Annotated in this window: 16 protein-coding genes; 12 read left to right on the top strand and 4 right to left on the bottom strand. The window is 45.9% G+C overall.

The features are described 5' to 3' along the window. Window positions 1-190 precede the first annotated feature (190 nt). From NYE45_RS18165 to NYE45_RS18125, 9 genes are all read left to right on the top strand, one after another. Window positions 191-1,012: a CAP domain-containing protein gene (locus NYE45_RS18165; RefSeq protein WP_340013528.1), complete on the top strand. Its 822-nt coding sequence runs from the start codon at window positions 191-193 to the stop codon at window positions 1,010-1,012. A 293-nt stretch (window positions 1,013-1,305) separates the two neighbouring features. Further along, window positions 1,306-2,166, top strand: a complete 861-nt coding sequence (locus NYE45_RS18160; protein WP_340013527.1) for a GDSL-type esterase/lipase family protein — start codon at window positions 1,306-1,308, stop codon at window positions 2,164-2,166. Continuing rightward, window positions 2,167-3,132, top strand: a complete 966-nt coding sequence (locus NYE45_RS18155) for an ABC transporter ATP-binding protein (protein WP_340013526.1) — start codon at window positions 2,167-2,169, stop codon at window positions 3,130-3,132. Continuing rightward, on the top strand, window positions 3,125-4,114 hold the full coding sequence (locus NYE45_RS18150) for an ABC transporter permease (RefSeq protein WP_062835122.1): 990 nt from the start codon (window positions 3,125-3,127) through the stop codon (window positions 4,112-4,114). The genes NYE45_RS18155 and NYE45_RS18150 overlap by 8 nt, the downstream gene beginning before the upstream one ends. Before the next feature lie 76 nt (window positions 4,115-4,190). Beyond that, window positions 4,191-6,170, top strand: coding sequence for a DNA topoisomerase IV subunit B (parE, locus tag NYE45_RS18145; RefSeq protein WP_062835121.1), 1,980 nt, complete (start codon window positions 4,191-4,193; stop codon window positions 6,168-6,170). 12 nt (window positions 6,171-6,182) lie between these two features. Further along, window positions 6,183-8,645 (top strand): DNA gyrase subunit A, encoded by a 2,463-nt coding sequence (gene gyrA / locus NYE45_RS18140; protein WP_340013525.1) that lies wholly within the window; start codon window positions 6,183-6,185, stop codon window positions 8,643-8,645. A gap of 228 nt (window positions 8,646-8,873) precedes the next feature. Beyond that, window positions 8,874-9,314 (top strand): MarR family winged helix-turn-helix transcriptional regulator, encoded by a 441-nt coding sequence (locus tag NYE45_RS18135; RefSeq protein WP_062835119.1) that lies wholly within the window; start codon window positions 8,874-8,876, stop codon window positions 9,312-9,314. 275 nt (window positions 9,315-9,589) lie between these two features. Then, window positions 9,590-10,036: a MarR family transcriptional regulator gene (locus NYE45_RS18130; RefSeq protein WP_062835118.1), complete on the top strand. Its 447-nt coding sequence runs from the start codon at window positions 9,590-9,592 to the stop codon at window positions 10,034-10,036. Further along, a complete protein-coding gene (locus tag NYE45_RS18125) occupies window positions 10,033-11,544 on the top strand; it encodes a DHA2 family efflux MFS transporter permease subunit (protein ID WP_340013524.1) in 1,512 nt (503 codons plus the stop codon). Before NYE45_RS18130 ends, NYE45_RS18125 begins: the two co-directional genes overlap by 4 nt. Before the next feature lie 109 nt (window positions 11,545-11,653). Here NYE45_RS18125 and NYE45_RS18120 read toward each other — a convergent pair whose 3' ends face one another. The 3 genes from NYE45_RS18120 to NYE45_RS18110 form a co-directional block, all read right to left on the bottom strand. Continuing rightward, entirely contained in the window at window positions 11,654-11,998 is a 345-nt protein-coding gene (locus NYE45_RS18120; RefSeq protein WP_340013523.1) for an MGMT family protein, read from the bottom strand. A 194-nt stretch (window positions 11,999-12,192) separates the two neighbouring features. Beyond that, window positions 12,193-12,924 carry an RNA pseudouridine synthase gene (locus NYE45_RS18115; protein ID WP_340013522.1) on the bottom strand — a complete coding sequence of 244 codons (732 nt, stop codon included), beginning with the start codon at window positions 12,922-12,924 and terminating at the stop codon, window positions 12,193-12,195. A 2-nt stretch (window positions 12,925-12,926) separates the two neighbouring features. Next, the gene (locus NYE45_RS18110; protein WP_062835114.1) at window positions 12,927-13,790 is read right to left on the bottom strand and encodes a class I SAM-dependent methyltransferase; all 864 of its coding nucleotides are present in this window, start codon (window positions 13,788-13,790) and stop codon (window positions 12,927-12,929) included. 293 nt (window positions 13,791-14,083) lie between these two features. Between NYE45_RS18110 and NYE45_RS18105 the strand changes: the two genes are divergently transcribed. Genes NYE45_RS18105 through NYE45_RS18095 form a run of 3 tightly spaced genes read left to right on the top strand, consistent with a single transcriptional unit; the run spans window position 14,084 to window position 15,967 of the window. After that, window positions 14,084-14,536 carry a flavodoxin gene (locus NYE45_RS18105; RefSeq protein ID WP_062835113.1) on the top strand — a complete coding sequence of 151 codons (453 nt, stop codon included), beginning with the start codon at window positions 14,084-14,086 and terminating at the stop codon, window positions 14,534-14,536. A 5-nt stretch (window positions 14,537-14,541) separates the two neighbouring features. Further along, window positions 14,542-15,348, top strand: a complete 807-nt coding sequence (locus tag NYE45_RS18100; protein ID WP_340013521.1) for a hypothetical protein — start codon at window positions 14,542-14,544, stop codon at window positions 15,346-15,348. 52 nt (window positions 15,349-15,400) lie between these two features. After that, window positions 15,401-15,967, top strand: coding sequence for a nitroreductase family protein (locus NYE45_RS18095; RefSeq protein ID WP_340013520.1), 567 nt, complete (start codon window positions 15,401-15,403; stop codon window positions 15,965-15,967). Window positions 15,968-15,988: 21 nt separating this feature from the next. On the opposite strand, the gene NYE45_RS18090 is transcribed toward NYE45_RS18095, so the two are convergent. Further along, complete coding sequence (locus NYE45_RS18090; RefSeq protein ID WP_340013519.1) at window positions 15,989-17,446, bottom strand: 4-hydroxyphenylacetate 3-hydroxylase N-terminal domain-containing protein; 1,458 nt, start codon at window positions 17,444-17,446, stop codon at window positions 15,989-15,991. Between the last annotated feature and the right edge of the window lie 121 nt (window positions 17,447-17,567).

Genomic DNA, 17,567 nt, shown 5'->3' with positions numbered 1-17,567 from the left:
GTAGGCAGATAGAGTCATGCAGAATAAGCCATCAGGGCGTGTTTGAAACATTTTAAAAATGACAAAAAAGTTACTTTTCCATATTTTACGGGTTCACAACCTCCTGTTGAATTGATATACTGCTAGAGTATTAATTACAAAGTTGTAATAACTAATCTTAAGGAGATGAATGAATTTGAAAAAGAAATGGATGAAAACTGTCGTAACGAGTAGTCTGACAGCCGTACTGGCCGTAGGGGTTATGCTTCCTGCTTCCGCGTCTGCTGCAGATTCAACATATAAGACTATCACAACGTACAAAATTACAAGTACAGACAGCTTGAAAGCTTATATTGAGAAATGGCTCACACAAAATGGATACACCGTATCCGACGGGCAAATTGTAGAAAAGCCTGCTACGCAGCCTGATCAGACTACTAAACCTGCTGAGCCGACAACAAAACCAACTCAACCGACAACGAAACCATCTCAGCCAACAACAAAACCTGCTGAGCCAACAACTAAGCCTGAGCAACCGACTAAACCAGCACAACCAACTCAAGAAGAAAAACCGGCAACTACACCGGCTAAAGATCCTTCGAACACAGGTAACACTGGTAATACAGGTAACAATACAAGTAATAGCGGTAGCGAAAGCACACAATCTGACTTTGCAACTCAAGTTGTAAAGCTTGTGAACGCTGAGCGTGCCAAAGCAGGTCTGAGCGCCTTGTCTTCGGATGCCCTTCTGGACAAAGTAGCTGTAGCCAAAGTAAAAGATATGAGCAACAATAACTATTTTGATCACCAGTCACCAACGTATGGTTCTCCGTTTGATATGATGAAACAATTCGGAGTAACTTATAGCTATGCAGGTGAGAACATTGCCAAAGGACAAAAAACACCGCAGGAAGTTGTTACAGCTTGGATGAATAGTGAAGGCCACCGTGCCAATATTCTGAGCAAAAACTTTACGCATATCGGTGTAGGTTACTTCAATGGATACTGGGCTCAAGAGTTTATCGGTAAATAAGCACTTTATAATGAAGTAAATGAAGATTTGTTTTGCAAAAGGTTATGCCAACACAGTTGAAATCTGTGTGTGGCATAACCTTTTTTCCGTAAAATGACATATACAAAATGAATTTTGCGAATGTGGCGCCAAAATTTGCAAATTAACGACAGAACATTTATGTTATTTAGAAATAGCATCATTAAGGCGTGTCTGAAAACTCCGAAGGAAGCGGATTTTCAGACACGCCTTAATGTAAAGTCATTATAAATTATAAAGCACCCGGACTGGTGTACATGAGCGGAGATGTGATGATGAAAAAGAAAAAAAGCCTTGATTCAGCACCATGGATCTGGAGAACTGTCAGTACAGTATCCATCTTGGCAACCTTGTTGTTGTTATTTGGATTTGGATACGCCATAAAAGACGTCATTTTTCCCGAGGGAGATTCTGCGTTAACTACAGGTCAGGAGACAACTGCACCACCTAAGGGGCAGACCGCTGTCGTGGAAGATGGCAAGATTCGGATGGCCGTCATCGGCGATTCCCTTGCAAGAGGTACAGGGGATGATGAAGGACTTGGCTTCGTGAGACGTGCAGGGAATCTGCTCAAGGATAAAGGATATGACGTTCAGGTTCTTAATAATCTGGGTGTTAATGGTTTGAGAACAGACGCTTTATTGACAAAACTGGATGAGCAAGGTGTGCGTTACGTACTACAGCAATCCAATTTTATTTTACTCTCGATCGGCGCGAATGATCTGTTCCAGGGAGGGCAAGTTCTACAGGGGGAAGATCCGCCAACAGCAGAGCAATTGGCAGCGGCTTTGCCGGAAACGTCGAAACGCCTTCAAGAGATATTGAAGAAAGTAAAAGAAATCAATCCTGATGCACAGATTGCGTACATAGGGTTGTACAATCCGTTTGGTGATGTGAAGGAACTGGAGAAACCGGGTAATGCAGTTGTTGCTGCATGGAACGATGCTGCACTGGCTATTTTGAACAATGAGGACAAGATGACACTGGTCCCTACATTCGATTTATTTGAAAATCATCTGGGGGAGTATCTCTCTTCAGATCATTTCCATCCCAACGGACAAGGTTATGAGCAAATTGCAGTTCGGATTGCACAGGAATTCCAGGCGGATACACCGGCAGAAGGGAGCGGAAATTAAATGGCAGAGCAGCAATATGATTCCGTCCTATCGGTACAGAATCTGAAAAAGCGGATCGGACGCAAGTGGATTATTAAGGACGTTACATTTGACGTAAAACCTGGTGAAATCTTCGGATTTCTCGGTCCCAATGGTGCCGGAAAAACAACTACGATACGGATGCTGGTCGATCTGATCAAACCGACAGAAGGTAAAATTAAAGTCTGTGGTTATGATGTAAATCGGGACCCTGAACGTGCTTTGAAGTATGTAGGCTCCATTGTTGAGAATCCGGAGGTATATACATATCTGACCGGGTGGGAGAACCTGGAGCATTTTGCACGTATGCAACCAGGTGTGGACAACGAGCGGATTCAGGAAGTCGTGGATATTGTACGATTGGATCAGCGCATTCATGATAAAGTCAGAACATACTCACTGGGTATGCGTCAACGGCTCGGTATTGCGCAAGCATTGCTTGGGCGTCCGCGTCTGCTTATTCTGGATGAACCGACGAATGGTCTTGATCCGAAAGGTATTAAGGAACTTCGTGTCTTTATTAAGCAACTTGCCAGTGAAGGTATGGCTGTATTTGTCAGCAGTCACCTGTTAAGTGAGATCCAGCTTCTATGTGACAGAGTAGCTATTATCAGTGCTGGACGTGTGCTTGCCGTTGGAGGCGTTAGTGAGTTGATTGAAGATCATTCCAAGTTGGCTATCTGGCACGTTTCACCACTGGACCAAGGCAAAAAGATGTTGCAGGATGCAGGAATTTCTCTGGTAGGTCGACCAGCGGATGTAATGGATGATACCATTGTTGCGGGCCTTGGTCCCAACGCTGTGGTTGCCGAGATGCATGAAGATCGAATTCCTGATATGGTGCAACAGATGGTTCAAGCTGGTGTACAGGTTGAAGGGGTACAGCGGATTCAGCCTACGCTCGAACAACTATTCTTAAAAATGACAGAAGGTGAATCCATTGAATAATATCATGCCGCTGATTCGCAATGAAACGATTAAGATGGTGAAGAAAAAACGGCTTTATATTATATTTATTGTACTTGCGATCCTCGTACCGATGTTTACGTATGCCCAGATGAAATCTGCGGAGAATAATCGGGACAAGTTTGGCGGCGATTGGCGGCTTGAACTGCAACAGGCCATCACAGACAACCAAAACTCGCTCGGTAGCGATCGGGTACCTGAAGAATATAAGAAATATAGAACAGTGTATATCCAGCAGATGCAGTACTATCTCGAAAATGACATCAATCCCAAAGAACCGGGTGGTGTTACCTTTACGCGGGAGTTCATGAACAATGCAGTTGGATTGTTTATTCCACTGTTAATCATGGCTATTGCTTCGGATCTTGTTTCAGGTGAACGTACGACAGGCACGATTAAAATGCTTTTAACGCGTCCGGTTAGACGCTGGAAAGTGCTTCTGAGCAAATTAATTACGCTGATTATGTTTGTTTCCATCATAGTGGTATCAGCCTACATTATATGTTATGTCATATCGGGTGCTGTCTTTGGCTACAAAGGCTTCAACATGCCAATCTTCACAGGATTCAAGGTTGTGGGAACTGATGTCGATATGTCGGCAGTGCATGCTGTAGACCAGTGGTTGTATATGCTTATGCAGGCAGGACTGATCTGGTTTGTGAGTGTAATTGTGGCTATGCTTGCATTTATGGTCTCTGTGCTTGTGCGCAGTACTGCTGCAAGTATCGTTATCATGATGGCCGCTCTGATTGCAGGAACAATCTTGACCAGCATGGCTGCATCCTGGCAGACAGCGAAGTATCTGTTCATGGTTAACCTTGAACTTCCTAATTATTTGTCTGGTGGATTACCGCCAATTGAGGGTATGAATTTAGGTTTTTCCCTTATTGTGCTTAGTGTTTGGGGCGTTGCTTCACTCATTGTGTCATTCCTTGTCTTTACGAAACGGGATATCTTGAATTAAAATGGACAAGGATAAGAAAACATCTGTTTGCATTTTAGGCATTTTTTTAGTTGCAAGTTAAGAAGGGGGAGCATGAATGGTCGAGCAAATCGATATGTCGGCAGGTTCGACAGGCGGAGGACAGGGGTCTTCAGGCTACGACGCGGACGACATTCAAGTACTTGAAGGGTTGGTAGCGGTACGGAAACGGCCGGGGATGTACATCGGCAGCACCAGCACTTCAGGTCTACATCATTTGGTATGGGAAATAGTGGACAACGCTGTCGACGAACATCTCGCCAAATTCTGCTCCAAAATCGATATCACGCTGCATAAGGACGGTTCTATTACGGTTCAGGATAACGGAAGGGGAATTCCGACAGGTATACATAAAACAGGGATTCCTACTCCCCAGGTCGTGTTTACGATTTTGCACGCAGGCGGAAAGTTCGGTGGATCAGGATACAAAAAATCCGGCGGTTTGCACGGTGTAGGTGCGTCAGTTACAAACGCATTGTCCGAATGGCTTGAAGTCGAGATTTTCCGTGATGGCAAGATTCATCGTCAGCGATTCGAGTATTGGCAGGACAAAAAAGGGATTGAACATGTCGGAGAACCGGTATCCGGTCTCGAAGTGTTGGGCAATACCAATCGGACAGGTACTAAAGTTACATTCAAACCGGATATTCGGGTGTTCCAGAACGGCATTCAATTCAATTATGATACACTGGCAGAACGTCTTCAGGAGATTGCTTTTCTGAATTCGGGTCTGAGAATTGTGCTCAAGGACGAACGTTCGGGCAATCAGGATGAATACATGTATGAAGGCGGAGCAAGCCAGTTTGTTGCTTTTCTTAACGAAAATAAAGACGTGCTGCATGACGTCATTCACTTCTATGCGGAGAAGGATGACATTGAAGTCGAAGTGGCGATCCAGTATAACGCAGGTTATACCGAAACGCTGGCTTCGTTCGTGAACTCGATCCCTACTCGGGGTGGCGGTACTCATGAGACCGGATTCAGGGCTGCGTATACCCGTGTAATGAATGACTACGCTCGGCGTACCAGCATGATCAAGGAAAAAGATAAAAACCTCGAAGGCAATGATTTGCGTGAAGGCATGATGGCCGTCATCAGTGTTAAAATGTCTGAGGTTGAGTTCGTAGGTCAGACGAAGGATCAGCTCGGTAGCGCTTCCGCTCGAAGTGCAGTGGATTCGGTCGTGTCCGAGAATATTCAAAGGTTCCTGGAAGAAAACCCGCAGGTAGCGCAGACGTTAATTCGTAAAGCGGTTCAAGCCTCCAGAGCCAGAGAAGCAGCCCGCAAAGCACGTGATGATATGCGTACAGGCAAGAAACGCAGCGAGAGTTCCAACTTGAACGGCAAGCTGACACCGGCACAATCGAAGGATTTTACCCGAAATGAGTTATTTATTGTCGAAGGTGATTCCGCAGGTGGTTCTGCCAAACAGGGACGCGACTCGAAGATTCAGGCTATTTTGCCCCTCAAGGGAAAACCGCTCAATCCGGAAAAATCGAAGCTGGCCGATATTCTCAAAAATGAAGAATACCGTGCGATTACAGCGGCGATCGGGGCGGGCATTGGAACCGAATTCGCAGTTGAAGACAGCAATTATTCCAAAATTATCATTATGACCGATGCTGATACGGACGGTGCTCATATTCAGGTGCTGTTGTTAACCTTCTTTTATCGTTATATGAAGCCATTAATTGATGCAGGCAAAGTATATATCGCTCAGCCGCCACTGTACAAACTTACTCGTAAGTCTGGTAAGCTTGCGAGCGTTCGATATGCATGGACGGATGAAGAACTGGCGAATTATATGAAGGAATTCGGTAATAATGTTGAGCTTCAACGTTATAAAGGGCTTGGTGAGATGAATCCGGATCAACTATGGGAGACAACGATGAATCCGGAAACTCGTGCAATGCTGAAGGTACAGATTGTTGATGCAGCCAAAGCAGAACGTCGTGTATCTACGCTCATGGGTGATAAGGTTGATCCGCGTAAACGCTGGATTGTAGAGAACGTCGACTTTACAGAGTACGAAGAATAGAAGGTGCTTGGAATGAGTCCATCAGAACAATTTATGCCGGCCTTTCTCGAAGAGGTCGTAGGGGACCGTTTCGGTCGCTACTCCAAATATATTATTCAGGATCGAGCCATTCCCGACGTACGGGATGGGTTGAAGCCTGTACAACGGCGTATTCTGTACGCCATGTACGATTCAGGTAATACGCCTGACAAGACTTACCGCAAGTCTGCCAAAACCGTTGGGGACGTAATGGGTAATTATCATCCTCATGGTGACTCCTCGATCTATGAGGGTATGGTGCGGATGGCACAGCCATGGAAAATGGGCCATATGCTCGTGGACGGTCATGGTAACTGGGGATCACAGGATGATGACCCGGCAGCGGCGATGCGGTATACGGAGGCCCGTTTGTCGCCCATCGCGATGGAGATGCTTCGCGATATCGAGAAACGGACCGTTCTGTTTAAGGATAATTTTGATAATACGGCCAAAGAACCGGTTGTATTGCCATCCCGTTATCCGAACTTGCTGGTTAATGGCGTCAGCGGAATTTCCTCGGGATTTGCAACGGAGATTCCTCCGCACAATTTGCGTGAAGTCATTGATGCTTCCATCGCTGTGATGGAGAAACCGTCCATTGAGCTGGACGAGATCATGATGTTCATGAAGGGTCCTGACTTTCCGACAGGCGGATTGATTATGGGCGGCGACGGTATTCTGGATGCTTATCGCACAGGTAAAGGACGGATCTATATCCGTTCCAAAACCGAGATTGAAAACATGCGCGGTGGCAAACAGCAAATCGTCATTACCGAGATCCCTTATCAGGTCGTGAAATCCCGTCTGGTTACAGCGATGGAGAACATCCGACTTGAGAAGAAGGTTGAAGGTATTGCCGAAGTGCGTGATGAGAGTGGACGTGAAGGTCTGCGAATCGTGGTTGAGCTAAAAAAAGAAGCGGACGCACAAGGTATTTTGGCTTATTTGCTGAAGAAAACCGATCTGCAGGTCACTTATAACTTCAATATGGTTGCGATTGTGAATAAAGCACCTCAGCAATTGGGATTGAAATCAATCCTGGAGGCTTACATTGCCCATCAGCGGGAAGTTGTAACATTCCGTACCCGGTTTGAGCTGGAGAAAGCGGAAGACCGTGCACATGTGTTAGAGGGCTTGGTAAAAGCTCTTAACATCCTCGACGAGGTCATTGCAGCGATCAAAGCGTCGAAGAACCGTCAGGATGCTCAAAACAACCTGATGTGGATGTTTGGCTTCACGGAACGCCAAGCGGATTCCATCCTTACTTTGCAATTGTACCGTTTGACGAATCTGGAGATTAATTCTCTGGAGAAGGAACTCGGTGAACTGATGAAAAAGATTGCGCAATTACGTTCCATTCTGGATAGTGACCGCAAGCTCATCGGAGTCATCCGCAAAGAATTGATGGAGATTCGTGAGAAATACGGCATAGACCGTCGTTCTGCGATCCAGGGTGAAGTGGAAGAACTCAAGGTTAATCTCGAAGTACTTGTGAATGCGGAAGATGTATTTGTTACGTTATCCAAAGAGGGATACGTGAAACGTACAGGCATGCAGTCCTTTACACGTTCTGGTGGTGAACGGAGCGGAAGTGGTGTGAAAGACGGCGATTATATCGCTCAGGTTCTCGAAGTTAATACGCTTGAGAACTTGCTTGTCTTTACGAGGAAAGGTCAGTATTTCCTGTTACCTGTTCACCAGGTACCTGAATTCAAGTGGAAAGACCCGGGCACAGCAATTGTGAACGTGATTCCACTTGCGAAAGATGACCGTATTGCTAGTGTGCTTGCTGTGAAATCCTTTGAGGAGCCGAATCACAGTCTCGTCTTCGTCACGCGAAGAGGACAGGTGAAACGAACGGAGCTGAAGGATTACGTTACCAAGCGTTCCGGTGCAGTTGCGGCTTGTAAAGTGGGCAAGGACGATGAGGTGTTATCTGTACATCTAAGTACAGGTGGTCAAGATATTATGCTGATCACGAAAGAAGCCATGGCAATTCGTTTCCGAGAGGATGAAGTCAATCCAATGGGACGTGTATCAGGTGGTGTTCGTGGTATTCAGTTAAGAGATACAGATGAAGTTGTATCGGCTCTATGGGTAGATGGAGATGAAGGTGAAGTTGCCGTGTTATCCGATCTGGGATATGGTAAACGATCCTTACTTCTGGATTACGCTATACAGAGCCGTGGAGGCAAGGGGCTTGCTACATTTGAGTTCAAGGAAGGCAAACGCGTGAAACCGAATGGTAGCCGCATTGTTGGCGCGTTTTATTGTAAAGAGCAACGTAATATTACCGTCATGACCAAGGAAGGCCAAGTGGCTCCGATATCATCGGAAAGTGTTCCGATCACCGAGCGCAAACATATTGGCAAGCTGCTCGTTCATGTGGACAAACAGGACGAGATCGTTGAACTTCTAAGGGACTTTAATGAGAATCAACCAGCATCATCTTCATAAAAACAAAAAAACGAGACTTTTCGCAGAGCAGCTAATCCTGTCATGCGAAGAGTCTTTTTTTGTTGTTCAAAGGCGGATTAGAAGAGGGCATTCATGCGAAGTTTAACAACCTTCGTCGATTACGGTCGATCGCTAGGAAATTGAAAAAAGGCAGCAGGAATGCGGCTTTGGAGCGCGAAAACTTAAGCAGGTGAAGTGATAACCGGTTGCAGAGAGGAGCGATGTAAGATGTATAATTCCGATTTTGCCAAGTGCTGGTCCAGACTAACCAAAGATTATAAACTGCATATGGATCAAGAGCTGGCACCCTCATTGACGGAGGCTCAGCTGGCTGTTTTGGAGGTGCTTGAGGATCATCAGAAGATGAAACCTTCAGATCTCATCCCTTTTCTGGCGACGACGCCAGCTGCCGTAACGATGCTGCTCGATCGTATGGAGAAGAATGATCTGATTCGCAGGAATCGGGATAATCAGGATCGGCGCATTGTATGGGTATCTCTATCCGACAAAGGGAGAATGGAGACAGAGCGGGGCATCACCATCCGCAATGAATTCATGAATTCCGTTCTCAGTAACATTTCGATGCACAATCAACAATTGCTGGTATATCTGTTAGGCAAAATGACAACGCCCAAGACCAAAGAGCCTGCATTATCGACTTCGGTATGATACCATGTTGATTTTTTTGAACAACCACAGGTGTGCCTGCTCGTTTCATGCAGGAGTCCTGTGGTTATTTTATTTGAAAAATACATATGATACAGACTGTGTCCAAGTTAGTTGATTAAAGGCATGAATATATGTCATTTAGTATGTCCTAATATTATTTTAATGAAATCATATGTAAAGAGTTGACTATGTAAATATTTTTGTTATAATAAGTAATTGTTCCCCTGATATTTCGTGTACGAAATATTATATTCCAAAAGTAAAAGGGTGAAACAATGACTGATACGTATGAAGTATTCTATATTATCAATTCGTTCCGCCAAGTGAATCAAATGCTTTTTCGAGCATTTTGGAATGAAAACAAGGAGATCGAGCTGACTTCGATCCAGTTTATGGTGTTATCCATCCTGAGGGAGCGTCCTTCCATCGGCATCAATGAAGTGGCTGAGCTATGCCATATGGGCAGCAGTTCCATGAGCGCTGTTGTGGAACGGCTGGTCAAGGGCGAGTATATCGTTCGGACACGCTCAGATGCTGACCGCCGATCCGTTAAACTTCAGATCACGGACAAAGGGGAGCAGGCCCAACAGGAAACGCACCATTTGTGGATGGAAAGAGTGTCACCCATTCTGGATATTTCGAAGGAAGACCTTGAGCACCTACTTAGAATTCATAGTCAAATGATTGAAAAGTTACAAGGAAGAGAGATGAACAACATATGAGTACGACTACTGCTGCAGCTCCATCCTCTGCGATGGACAACATCAAGAAAGGCCCAATTGTAGCGGCATTGTTAATTGGTGCCTTTGTGGCATTCCTGAACCAAACCCTGATGAACGTAGCGCTTCCTAAAATCATGGAAGACCTCGCTATCAATGCAAACAAAGCCCAATGGTTAACCACAGGTTATATGCTCGTCAACGGTGTACTGATTCCGGTTACGGCATATCTGATTGCGAAATTCTCAACGCGTCAAATTTTCATTACAGCCATGACTCTCTTTACCATAGGTACGTTAGTCTGTGGTCTTAGTCCAACCTTCACCATTCTGATGGTAGGTCGTGTTATTCAAGCTGCTGGTGCAGGTATCCTGATGCCTCTGATGACCGTTGTATTCTTGACCATCTTCCCAATTGAGAAACGTGGTCAGGCGATGGGAACCATGGGGATCGCGATGATTCTGGCTCCTGCGATTGGGCCTACACTTTCAGGTTATGTGGTTGAGCATTACTCCTGGAGATTGTTGTTCTACATCATTTTGCCATTTTCTATTATTGCAACGGCAATCGGTATTGCTTTTGTCAAAAACGTAACACGTCAATCCAGACCTAAACTGGATTATCCAGGCGTTATTTTATCCACACTTGGTTTTGGTAGTTTGCTTTACGGATTTAGTGATGCGGGTACTGATGGATGGGGGAGTGCAATTGTCATTGGATGCCTCGTCGTAGGTGCGATATCCCTGATTCTGTTCGTTATTCGTCAACTGACAACAGATCATCCGCTCCTTGAGTTCCGTATTTTCAAGTACAACATGTATACATTAACAACGATTATCAATATGCTCGTGACGATGGCGATGTTTGCAGGTATGATCCTGCTTCCTATTTTCCTGCAAAATATTCGTAATTTCTCACCGATTGAATCAGGACTTCTGATGATGCCGGGTGCGATATTGATGGGGATTATGTCTCCAATTACAGGTCGCATATTTGATAAAGTGGGCGCACGCTGGCTTTCGGTTGCAGGTCTTGCCATTACGGCAATTACAACTTTTGGACTGAGTCGCCTCGCAATTGATACTACTTATGGCTACATGATGTTTATCTACACGGCTCGTATGTTCGGTATGTCCATGCTGATGATGCCGATCCAGACAGCAGGTCTGAATCAACTGCCTCAGCGTCTGAACGCGCATGGTACAGCGATGTCCAACACATTGCGTACAGTTGCTGGTGCGATCGGTACAGCCATTCTGGTTACTATCATGAGCAGTAAGCTCAAAACACATCTGGCGGATGCAGTGGCTGCTGGCCAGGTTGACCCTAGTGATAAGACAGCGATGTTAGCTGCTACGGCAGATGCAACGATTTACGGTGTTAACTATGCATTCATCGTGGCTACCGGAATGACCGTGGTTGCTTTGATCATGGCGTTCTTTATTCGGAAAACAAAACCAGCTGTTGAGCCTGTTACTGTAGAACAGGAAAAAGCGACGGCTACTGCATAACGAATATCAGTAAAAACCAAAAAAGAGAACTCTAGCAGTTGAAAAGGGGTGACCCTAACTGCCTGAGTTCTCTTTTTTTTGTGTGCGTGATATGAGGAGAGTACTCTTATTATTCGGGCTGGATCGTTGGATCGAGAAGAAATACAGGATCGGGCTCATGTCCGAACTGTTTGAGGTTGATGGCTCCGTTCAGTTGAAACTCTACACCCTCGCTAATCAGTTCTGTTTCCTGCATCATGCGCGAGTGTTCGTCCGGTATGGAGATTTCGCCTTTTGCGTTGACGACACGGTGCCAGGGCAGACGTTCCTTGCGGCTCATCGAGTGCAGAATACGTACGACTTGTCTCGCAGCTCTTGGACTTCCAGCATGGGCTGCAATCTGACCGTAAGTCATCACTTTACCTTCGGGAATCGCCGCGATGATCGCAATGACTTGTTTGGTAAACGGGGTCATTAGTATGTCTCCTCTCTATAGCTTAGGTAGCTGAAAATATTAAAAAACGTGTCGTTCAGATACAGGATCTGAACGACACGTGATATGGACAGATCTAACCTGATCCTGTGCATTTATAGAGGTTGTTCAAAAACACCATTTCTAGCTTCATCCCATCTTCTCGGTACTGAAAACCAGTCTTTTTGAACACGTATTTATATAGGTTGTCCAAAAGCTTTTTGGTACACAGCAGCTGGCCATTCTGCCCAAGGAAATTCTCTTGCAGGCAAGGATTGCAAAATAACTTCTTCCTTGGTAACCGGATGGGGAAAAGCTGCAATCACAGACCATAGAGCAATCTGTTGCCCCGGTTTATTCACGCTTGCACCGTATTTCTGATCTCCGTAGAGAGGACAGCCGATTTCTTTCATTTGCACCCGAATTTGATGAGATCTGCCGGTGTGCAGTTCGATATGAACGAGGCTATATCGGTCTGTCTCCCCAATAACCCTGTAATCCAGAACGGCATCTTTACCCCCAGCCGTACCCTTAGGCACAACCGTAACGGTATTTGTGCGTGCATCTTTCAGCAGCGTGTGCTTTAACGTTCCCTGCTGTGCAGGCAACTTGCCATGAACAACAGCCGCATATATTTTACGGAAATGACGTCCCCGCACAGTCTCGGACAATCTCGAAGCTGCTTTGGATGTTTTGGCGAAGATCATTGCCCCTCCAACAGGACGGTCAAGTCGGTGCACTAACCCGAGATAGACATTGCCGGGTTTGTTATATCGCTCTTTCAGATCCTGCTTCAGCAATGTAAGCAAATCCGGATCGCCTGATGCATCTTCCTGAGTAGGTACATTGACCGGCTTCGTAATACCTAATAAATGGTTGTCTTCAAACAAAATCGGAATCGCATCGTGATCATGCCGATGTTCTGACATGATTAGGACTCCCAACGGCCCAGAATACCACAAGGCAGATCAAGACCACTGCGTGTGATCGGCAGACCAATTTCACCTGCAGTAATTTGACCACCGTACTGGGAAGACATCGTCATGGTCAGCATGTTGCGCAAAACCGTGGAGGAGATGCCTGTGGTGTAGGAGTTAACCAGCATGAATAATGGATTATCCGACAAAATCGTCATACATGACTTCAGGAAAGGATAAAGGTTCTCTTCCAGCTTCCATGTCTCTCCATTCGGACCGCGGCCATAAGAAGGAGGGTCCATAATAATGGCGTCATAACGATTTCCGCGCCGTTGTTCCCGTTGTACGAATTTGAATACATCATCTGTAATAAAACGAACTGGACGATCAGCCAGTCCGGATAATTGAACATTTTCCTTGGCCCATTGAACCATGCCTTTAGCTGCATCCACGTGTACTACAGAAGCGCCTGCATAAGCAGCAGCTACCGTAGCTCCGCCTGTATATGCAAACAGGTTCAGAACCGAAATTGGGCGACCTGCATTGGAGATTTTATCCATCATCCAGCTCCAGTTAGCTGCTTGTTCAGGGAACAGGCCGGTATGTTTGAAGCTGGTCGGTTTAATATGGAATTTCAGGTTTTCGTATCCGATCGTCCAGCGCTCGGGAATGGGCTTTTTCATATCCCAGTTACCGCCACCGGAGGAGCTACGATGGTAGTGACCATGCGCCTGACGCCATTCATTCGTTTCTTGCTCAAGGGGCCAGATAATTTGAGGATCGGGTCTGCGTAAAATCACATCTCCCCAACGCTCCAGTTTCTCGCCGCCTCCTGTATCGATTACTTCATAGTCCTTCCAATTCTTAGCTACGTACATAATAATATATCCATCCTTCAAAAGTCATTTGGATACTATTGTACAACAAAAAAGGGCTTGGACGCCAGTTGGGGAACGGGCGATTGAAGGAAGCAAACGAATCTGACCTGAAAGGGGGAAGTATTTTTAGCTGTGTTGAAATTCAATGTGCACCATATACTGAAAAACAAAGATAACCAAAAATTTAATTTGACAATGATAATCATTATCACATATGATTTTGTTAATTCAAAATTCATTCTTTCTTCATAGAGAGAATATAACATGATCAAACTAAAGTGAGGGAAAAATAGATGGCTAAATTGTTAGTGGCTTATGCGAGTATGACGGGAAATACAGAAGAAATTGCAGAACTGATTGTGGAAGGAATTACGCAGGGAGGCCACGAGGCAGACCTGAAATCCGTAACGGATTGTAATGCAGCTGATGTATTGGACTATGACGGATTCATGATCGGCGTCTACACTTGGGGAGATGGGGAGTTGCCAGATGAATTTCTGGATTTCTATGAGGAGCTGGATGAGCTTGATCTGAGTGGAAAGAGAGCTGCGGTGTTCGGTAGTGGTGACACCTCGTATGAGCAGTTCTGCGGTGCAGTTGATCTCGCGGCTGCCAAGCTGCAAGAGCGTGGGGCGGAGGTATCTCCAGAGATGTTAAAGATTGAATACAGTCCGCTTGAGCAGGAGAAGGATACATGCCGTGACTTTGGCAAACGCTTCGCTGCTGCCGGATTACAGGTGTCCTAAGAGTCATGTTAAGACATAATGTTCAGGCAGCGATGCCGGTCGGAAGGAATGACCTTCCTGAACGTCTGCTTGAAGATTACAGATTGGAAGAGATGCTGCGCAGCCCACACCGATTCATCCGCCCTGAACCGGTGTCTGAGCAACGTTCTCCTCTGCAATGGAGGCACCGTGTACAGTATGCGGTCAGCCATGCAGTCAATGCCTTTTACAGTCTCGACCCCGATGTTAGAAAAGAGGTACCCATACAGTATTTACTTGAGAAGTGGTGGCCCAAGAAGACAACTGGTTTCGAATCTGTCCTCCATTACTGGGATGTGAAGAACAAGATTACGGATGAATTGTCGCTCGCTATTGCAATGAACGATGATCTGAAGCATCCAGCCATTCTTTTTGAACAGTGGAGAACGGAGTTACCTTCATTATCCATGCATTTATCGATGATATTTCAGGCGGCCTGGCAACCAGAAGGCTGGGATTCGCTGCTTGTTCAGAAATATATGGTTGTCCATGATCCGAACGTGGTTGAGGCATTTCAGCATATGGTCAGTGCTTTCTGCTGGGAAGCCTTCGGTAAATTACCTGGTATGATCGAAGTTTATTGCCTGCTGGAAGGACGCAAAATCAGATACATCCCTGGACGCCAATCGCTGGTCCGTTCCATGGATTATATTCGCTTGATCCGTGATAGTATGCCGCAAGCAGAAGTGGTGGAGTCAGAGCGGTTTACAACCCGTGATAAAGCACGGATACACGAAGAGGTAGATCGCTGGAGAACAGAAGCTGCCGAACCGAAGAAAACATGGTTGATGTGAAGAGGGTTGAAGGATAACCATATATCATGCAGATAGAGGAGGGGATATTGCCATGTCTACCGGTCTAAGTCAGGATATAAGCAGCGGCAAGAGACGTATAGGAGCTTGCGAATTCAGTCCGTTGCCCGTACCACAGTCGGTTATACGAAAGTTGCTTGATGAAGCAGATCCTTCATTATATGTAATGAGTTCAGAACCCTGGCGGTTTATGTTGTTCGCAGGCGAAGGACGTCAGCTTTATCTGGAAGCGGTCAGACAGAGCTATCCACCCCATCTGGCCGATCGCTACGGCGACTGGGCTACATATCAATACACGGAAGCGATCCCTGCCCATCTGGTTGTCGTGGCGCCTACCAATGCCCGTGAGGATGATCTTCTACCCGCTAAAGCCTGGAGCAAACGCTTTAGTATTCTGGCTGCGGAACAGGGTTTGAACGCCGTCTGGAAAATCAATGATTATCAACAACATCCTGTCTTTATGAATCTGATGGGCTTGACTAGTGAAGAGAAGGTGCTCGGTGTATTTCATATCGGTTACGGAGACCAGCCTGCAATGCGGGATATGGATGCAAGCAGACCAGCCTCTGAACTGATGACGGTCTATGACCATTTGGTATAAAAAAATGATCCGTTAGTTCTCTTATTTGCTGGTGTTGGCTAGAAAATTACGCACGAGCTGACGATTCGTCTGATCCTTGTTGCAGGCCGAGAACAATCGACTCGATACCGTAATGGTATTGCCAAAAAAGAATCGTTCGAACTGAGTCTGTCTACCCCCGAATGATCCCGCCCCGAGTTCCCAGATCAGACGGAACAGCGCGTTGCGTTCGTGAGAAGCCATATCGTTTCCTTTAAGATATATATTGAGTGAAGGAGCGATATTGGATTGAAACTCTTCTTCCTGAGGCACCATAATCACCCCGCTTGAACCCAAGAGTTGCAATATTTCAATCATCTCAGGATAGAGTTTCGGAAAAAGGAGATTGGCTGCCATCAATGGTTTGGGTGCAGGTAATACAAATCCCCGTCCATCGGGGATGGCACCTGCTTCCGCGGCCAAGGCCAACGCTTTTAACGATTCAAGACCCGCGAGTACACGTGCTGTTTTTTCTATTACATGTGCTTCCGTATTCAGATCCAGGGTATCCGTGAGAAGCTGGAGTGTACCGAGAACAAATTCCGTCTTTGCAATATAACGACATAATACCTGATGACCGGCGTGAATATGAAAATGACTGCCACTGAAGAGACGGGAGGACATCTCCTCACTTCCTGCAAAAAATATTCGTTCATGAGGAACAAGTACCTGATCAAAGATGACGATATTGTCCATTTCTTCATATCTGGAACTCAGGGGATAGTTGGCGTGAGACTCGGCTGCATAGGTATCCCTGCAAACCAGACTGATTCCTGGTAGATCATTCGGGACAGCAAAGGAGAATGCAAATGGATTCTCATCATCAAAGGGAGCAGGAGAAGGTGAAGGGTAGACAAAAATCTCATCCGAAGTTGCAGCTTGCGTAGCCATCATGAATGCACCGCTAATTATGAGGCCTTCCTCGGTGCGATCTACGACCTTTGCGGCAATAGCATCCTCAGTAGCATCCATTTGACCCGATATTTTGCTGGCATGTGGCTGAATGAAAGCATGGGATAATGTGATATCATGGTCACGGCAGTACGCATAATAATTCTTGAGATTTTCTGCATATTGAGTAGATAATTCGTTCAGGAGATCCGCACCTGTGTAAAAGGCCATAATGGCTGTATTCATATAATCCGGTGAGCGACCAAGAAAACCATGATGCACATTCGCCCAGATATTCATCCCCTCCCGGCGTTTACGGAGGTCGTCGACACTGGTCGGAGGCAGGAAGGATATGCCCACAGGTTTGCCATCAGCAGGGGAGGCATACGTCATCGTTTCCGCAAATTGAGGATCAGATTGCAGATCATACATGTACTTCTGAGTCTCCATCAAACCAGAGAATGCGACATGTTCCGAGCGCTTTCCAGTAACAAGCTTACCTTTGTACCAGCAGGGGACGGACTGGGCATTAATCCGTTCCAGATACTGTGTGCCACTTTTAACAGGCATTGTTTTTCACCTCTTGGTTCTAATCGTTCATAGGCAGACTAACTTCTTACGTAGTGTACGTAGGTAATCTGTCCAATGTGCATTTAAGAGGTGAGCGGGATTTTTGCAGATTAGGGCTTGA

Source organism: Paenibacillus sp. FSL K6-1318 (genome assembly GCF_037976905.1).
Lineage (GTDB): Bacteria > Bacillota > Bacilli > Paenibacillales > Paenibacillaceae > Paenibacillus > Paenibacillus amylolyticus_A.
Note: the sequence above shows the minus strand (reverse complement) of the source record. Positions and strands in the feature narration are given on the sequence as shown.

Excerpts from the sequence above, each read along its gene's own strand:
- gyrA (WP_340013525.1), top strand. The coding sequence starts at position 6,183 with ATGAGTCCATCAGAACAATTTATGCCGGCCTTTCTCGAAGAGGTCGTA.
- NYE45_RS18115 (WP_340013522.1), bottom strand. The coding sequence starts at position 12,924 with ATGTCAGAACATCGGCATGATCACGATGCGATTCCGATTTTGTTTGAA.
- NYE45_RS18090 (WP_340013519.1), bottom strand. The coding sequence starts at position 17,446 with ATGCCTGTTAAAAGTGGCACACAGTATCTGGAACGGATTAATGCCCAG.
- NYE45_RS18110 (WP_062835114.1), bottom strand. The coding sequence starts at position 13,790 with ATGTACGTAGCTAAGAATTGGAAGGACTATGAAGTAATCGATACAGGA.
- NYE45_RS18130 (WP_062835118.1), top strand. The coding sequence starts at position 9,590 with ATGACTGATACGTATGAAGTATTCTATATTATCAATTCGTTCCGCCAA.
- NYE45_RS18160 (WP_340013527.1), top strand. The coding sequence starts at position 1,306 with ATGAAAAAGAAAAAAAGCCTTGATTCAGCACCATGGATCTGGAGAACT.
- parE (WP_062835121.1), top strand. The coding sequence starts at position 4,191 with ATGGTCGAGCAAATCGATATGTCGGCAGGTTCGACAGGCGGAGGACAG.
- NYE45_RS18135 (WP_062835119.1), top strand. The coding sequence starts at position 8,874 with ATGTATAATTCCGATTTTGCCAAGTGCTGGTCCAGACTAACCAAAGAT.
- NYE45_RS18100 (WP_340013521.1), top strand. The coding sequence starts at position 14,542 with ATGTTAAGACATAATGTTCAGGCAGCGATGCCGGTCGGAAGGAATGAC.
- NYE45_RS18095 (WP_340013520.1), top strand. The coding sequence starts at position 15,401 with ATGTCTACCGGTCTAAGTCAGGATATAAGCAGCGGCAAGAGACGTATA.
- NYE45_RS18120 (WP_340013523.1), bottom strand. The coding sequence starts at position 11,998 with ATGACCCCGTTTACCAAACAAGTCATTGCGATCATCGCGGCGATTCCC.
- NYE45_RS18125 (WP_340013524.1), top strand. The coding sequence starts at position 10,033 with ATGAGTACGACTACTGCTGCAGCTCCATCCTCTGCGATGGACAACATC.
- NYE45_RS18155 (WP_340013526.1), top strand. The coding sequence starts at position 2,167 with ATGGCAGAGCAGCAATATGATTCCGTCCTATCGGTACAGAATCTGAAA.
- NYE45_RS18105 (WP_062835113.1), top strand. The coding sequence starts at position 14,084 with ATGGCTAAATTGTTAGTGGCTTATGCGAGTATGACGGGAAATACAGAA.
- NYE45_RS18165 (WP_340013528.1), top strand. The coding sequence starts at position 191 with ATGAAAACTGTCGTAACGAGTAGTCTGACAGCCGTACTGGCCGTAGGG.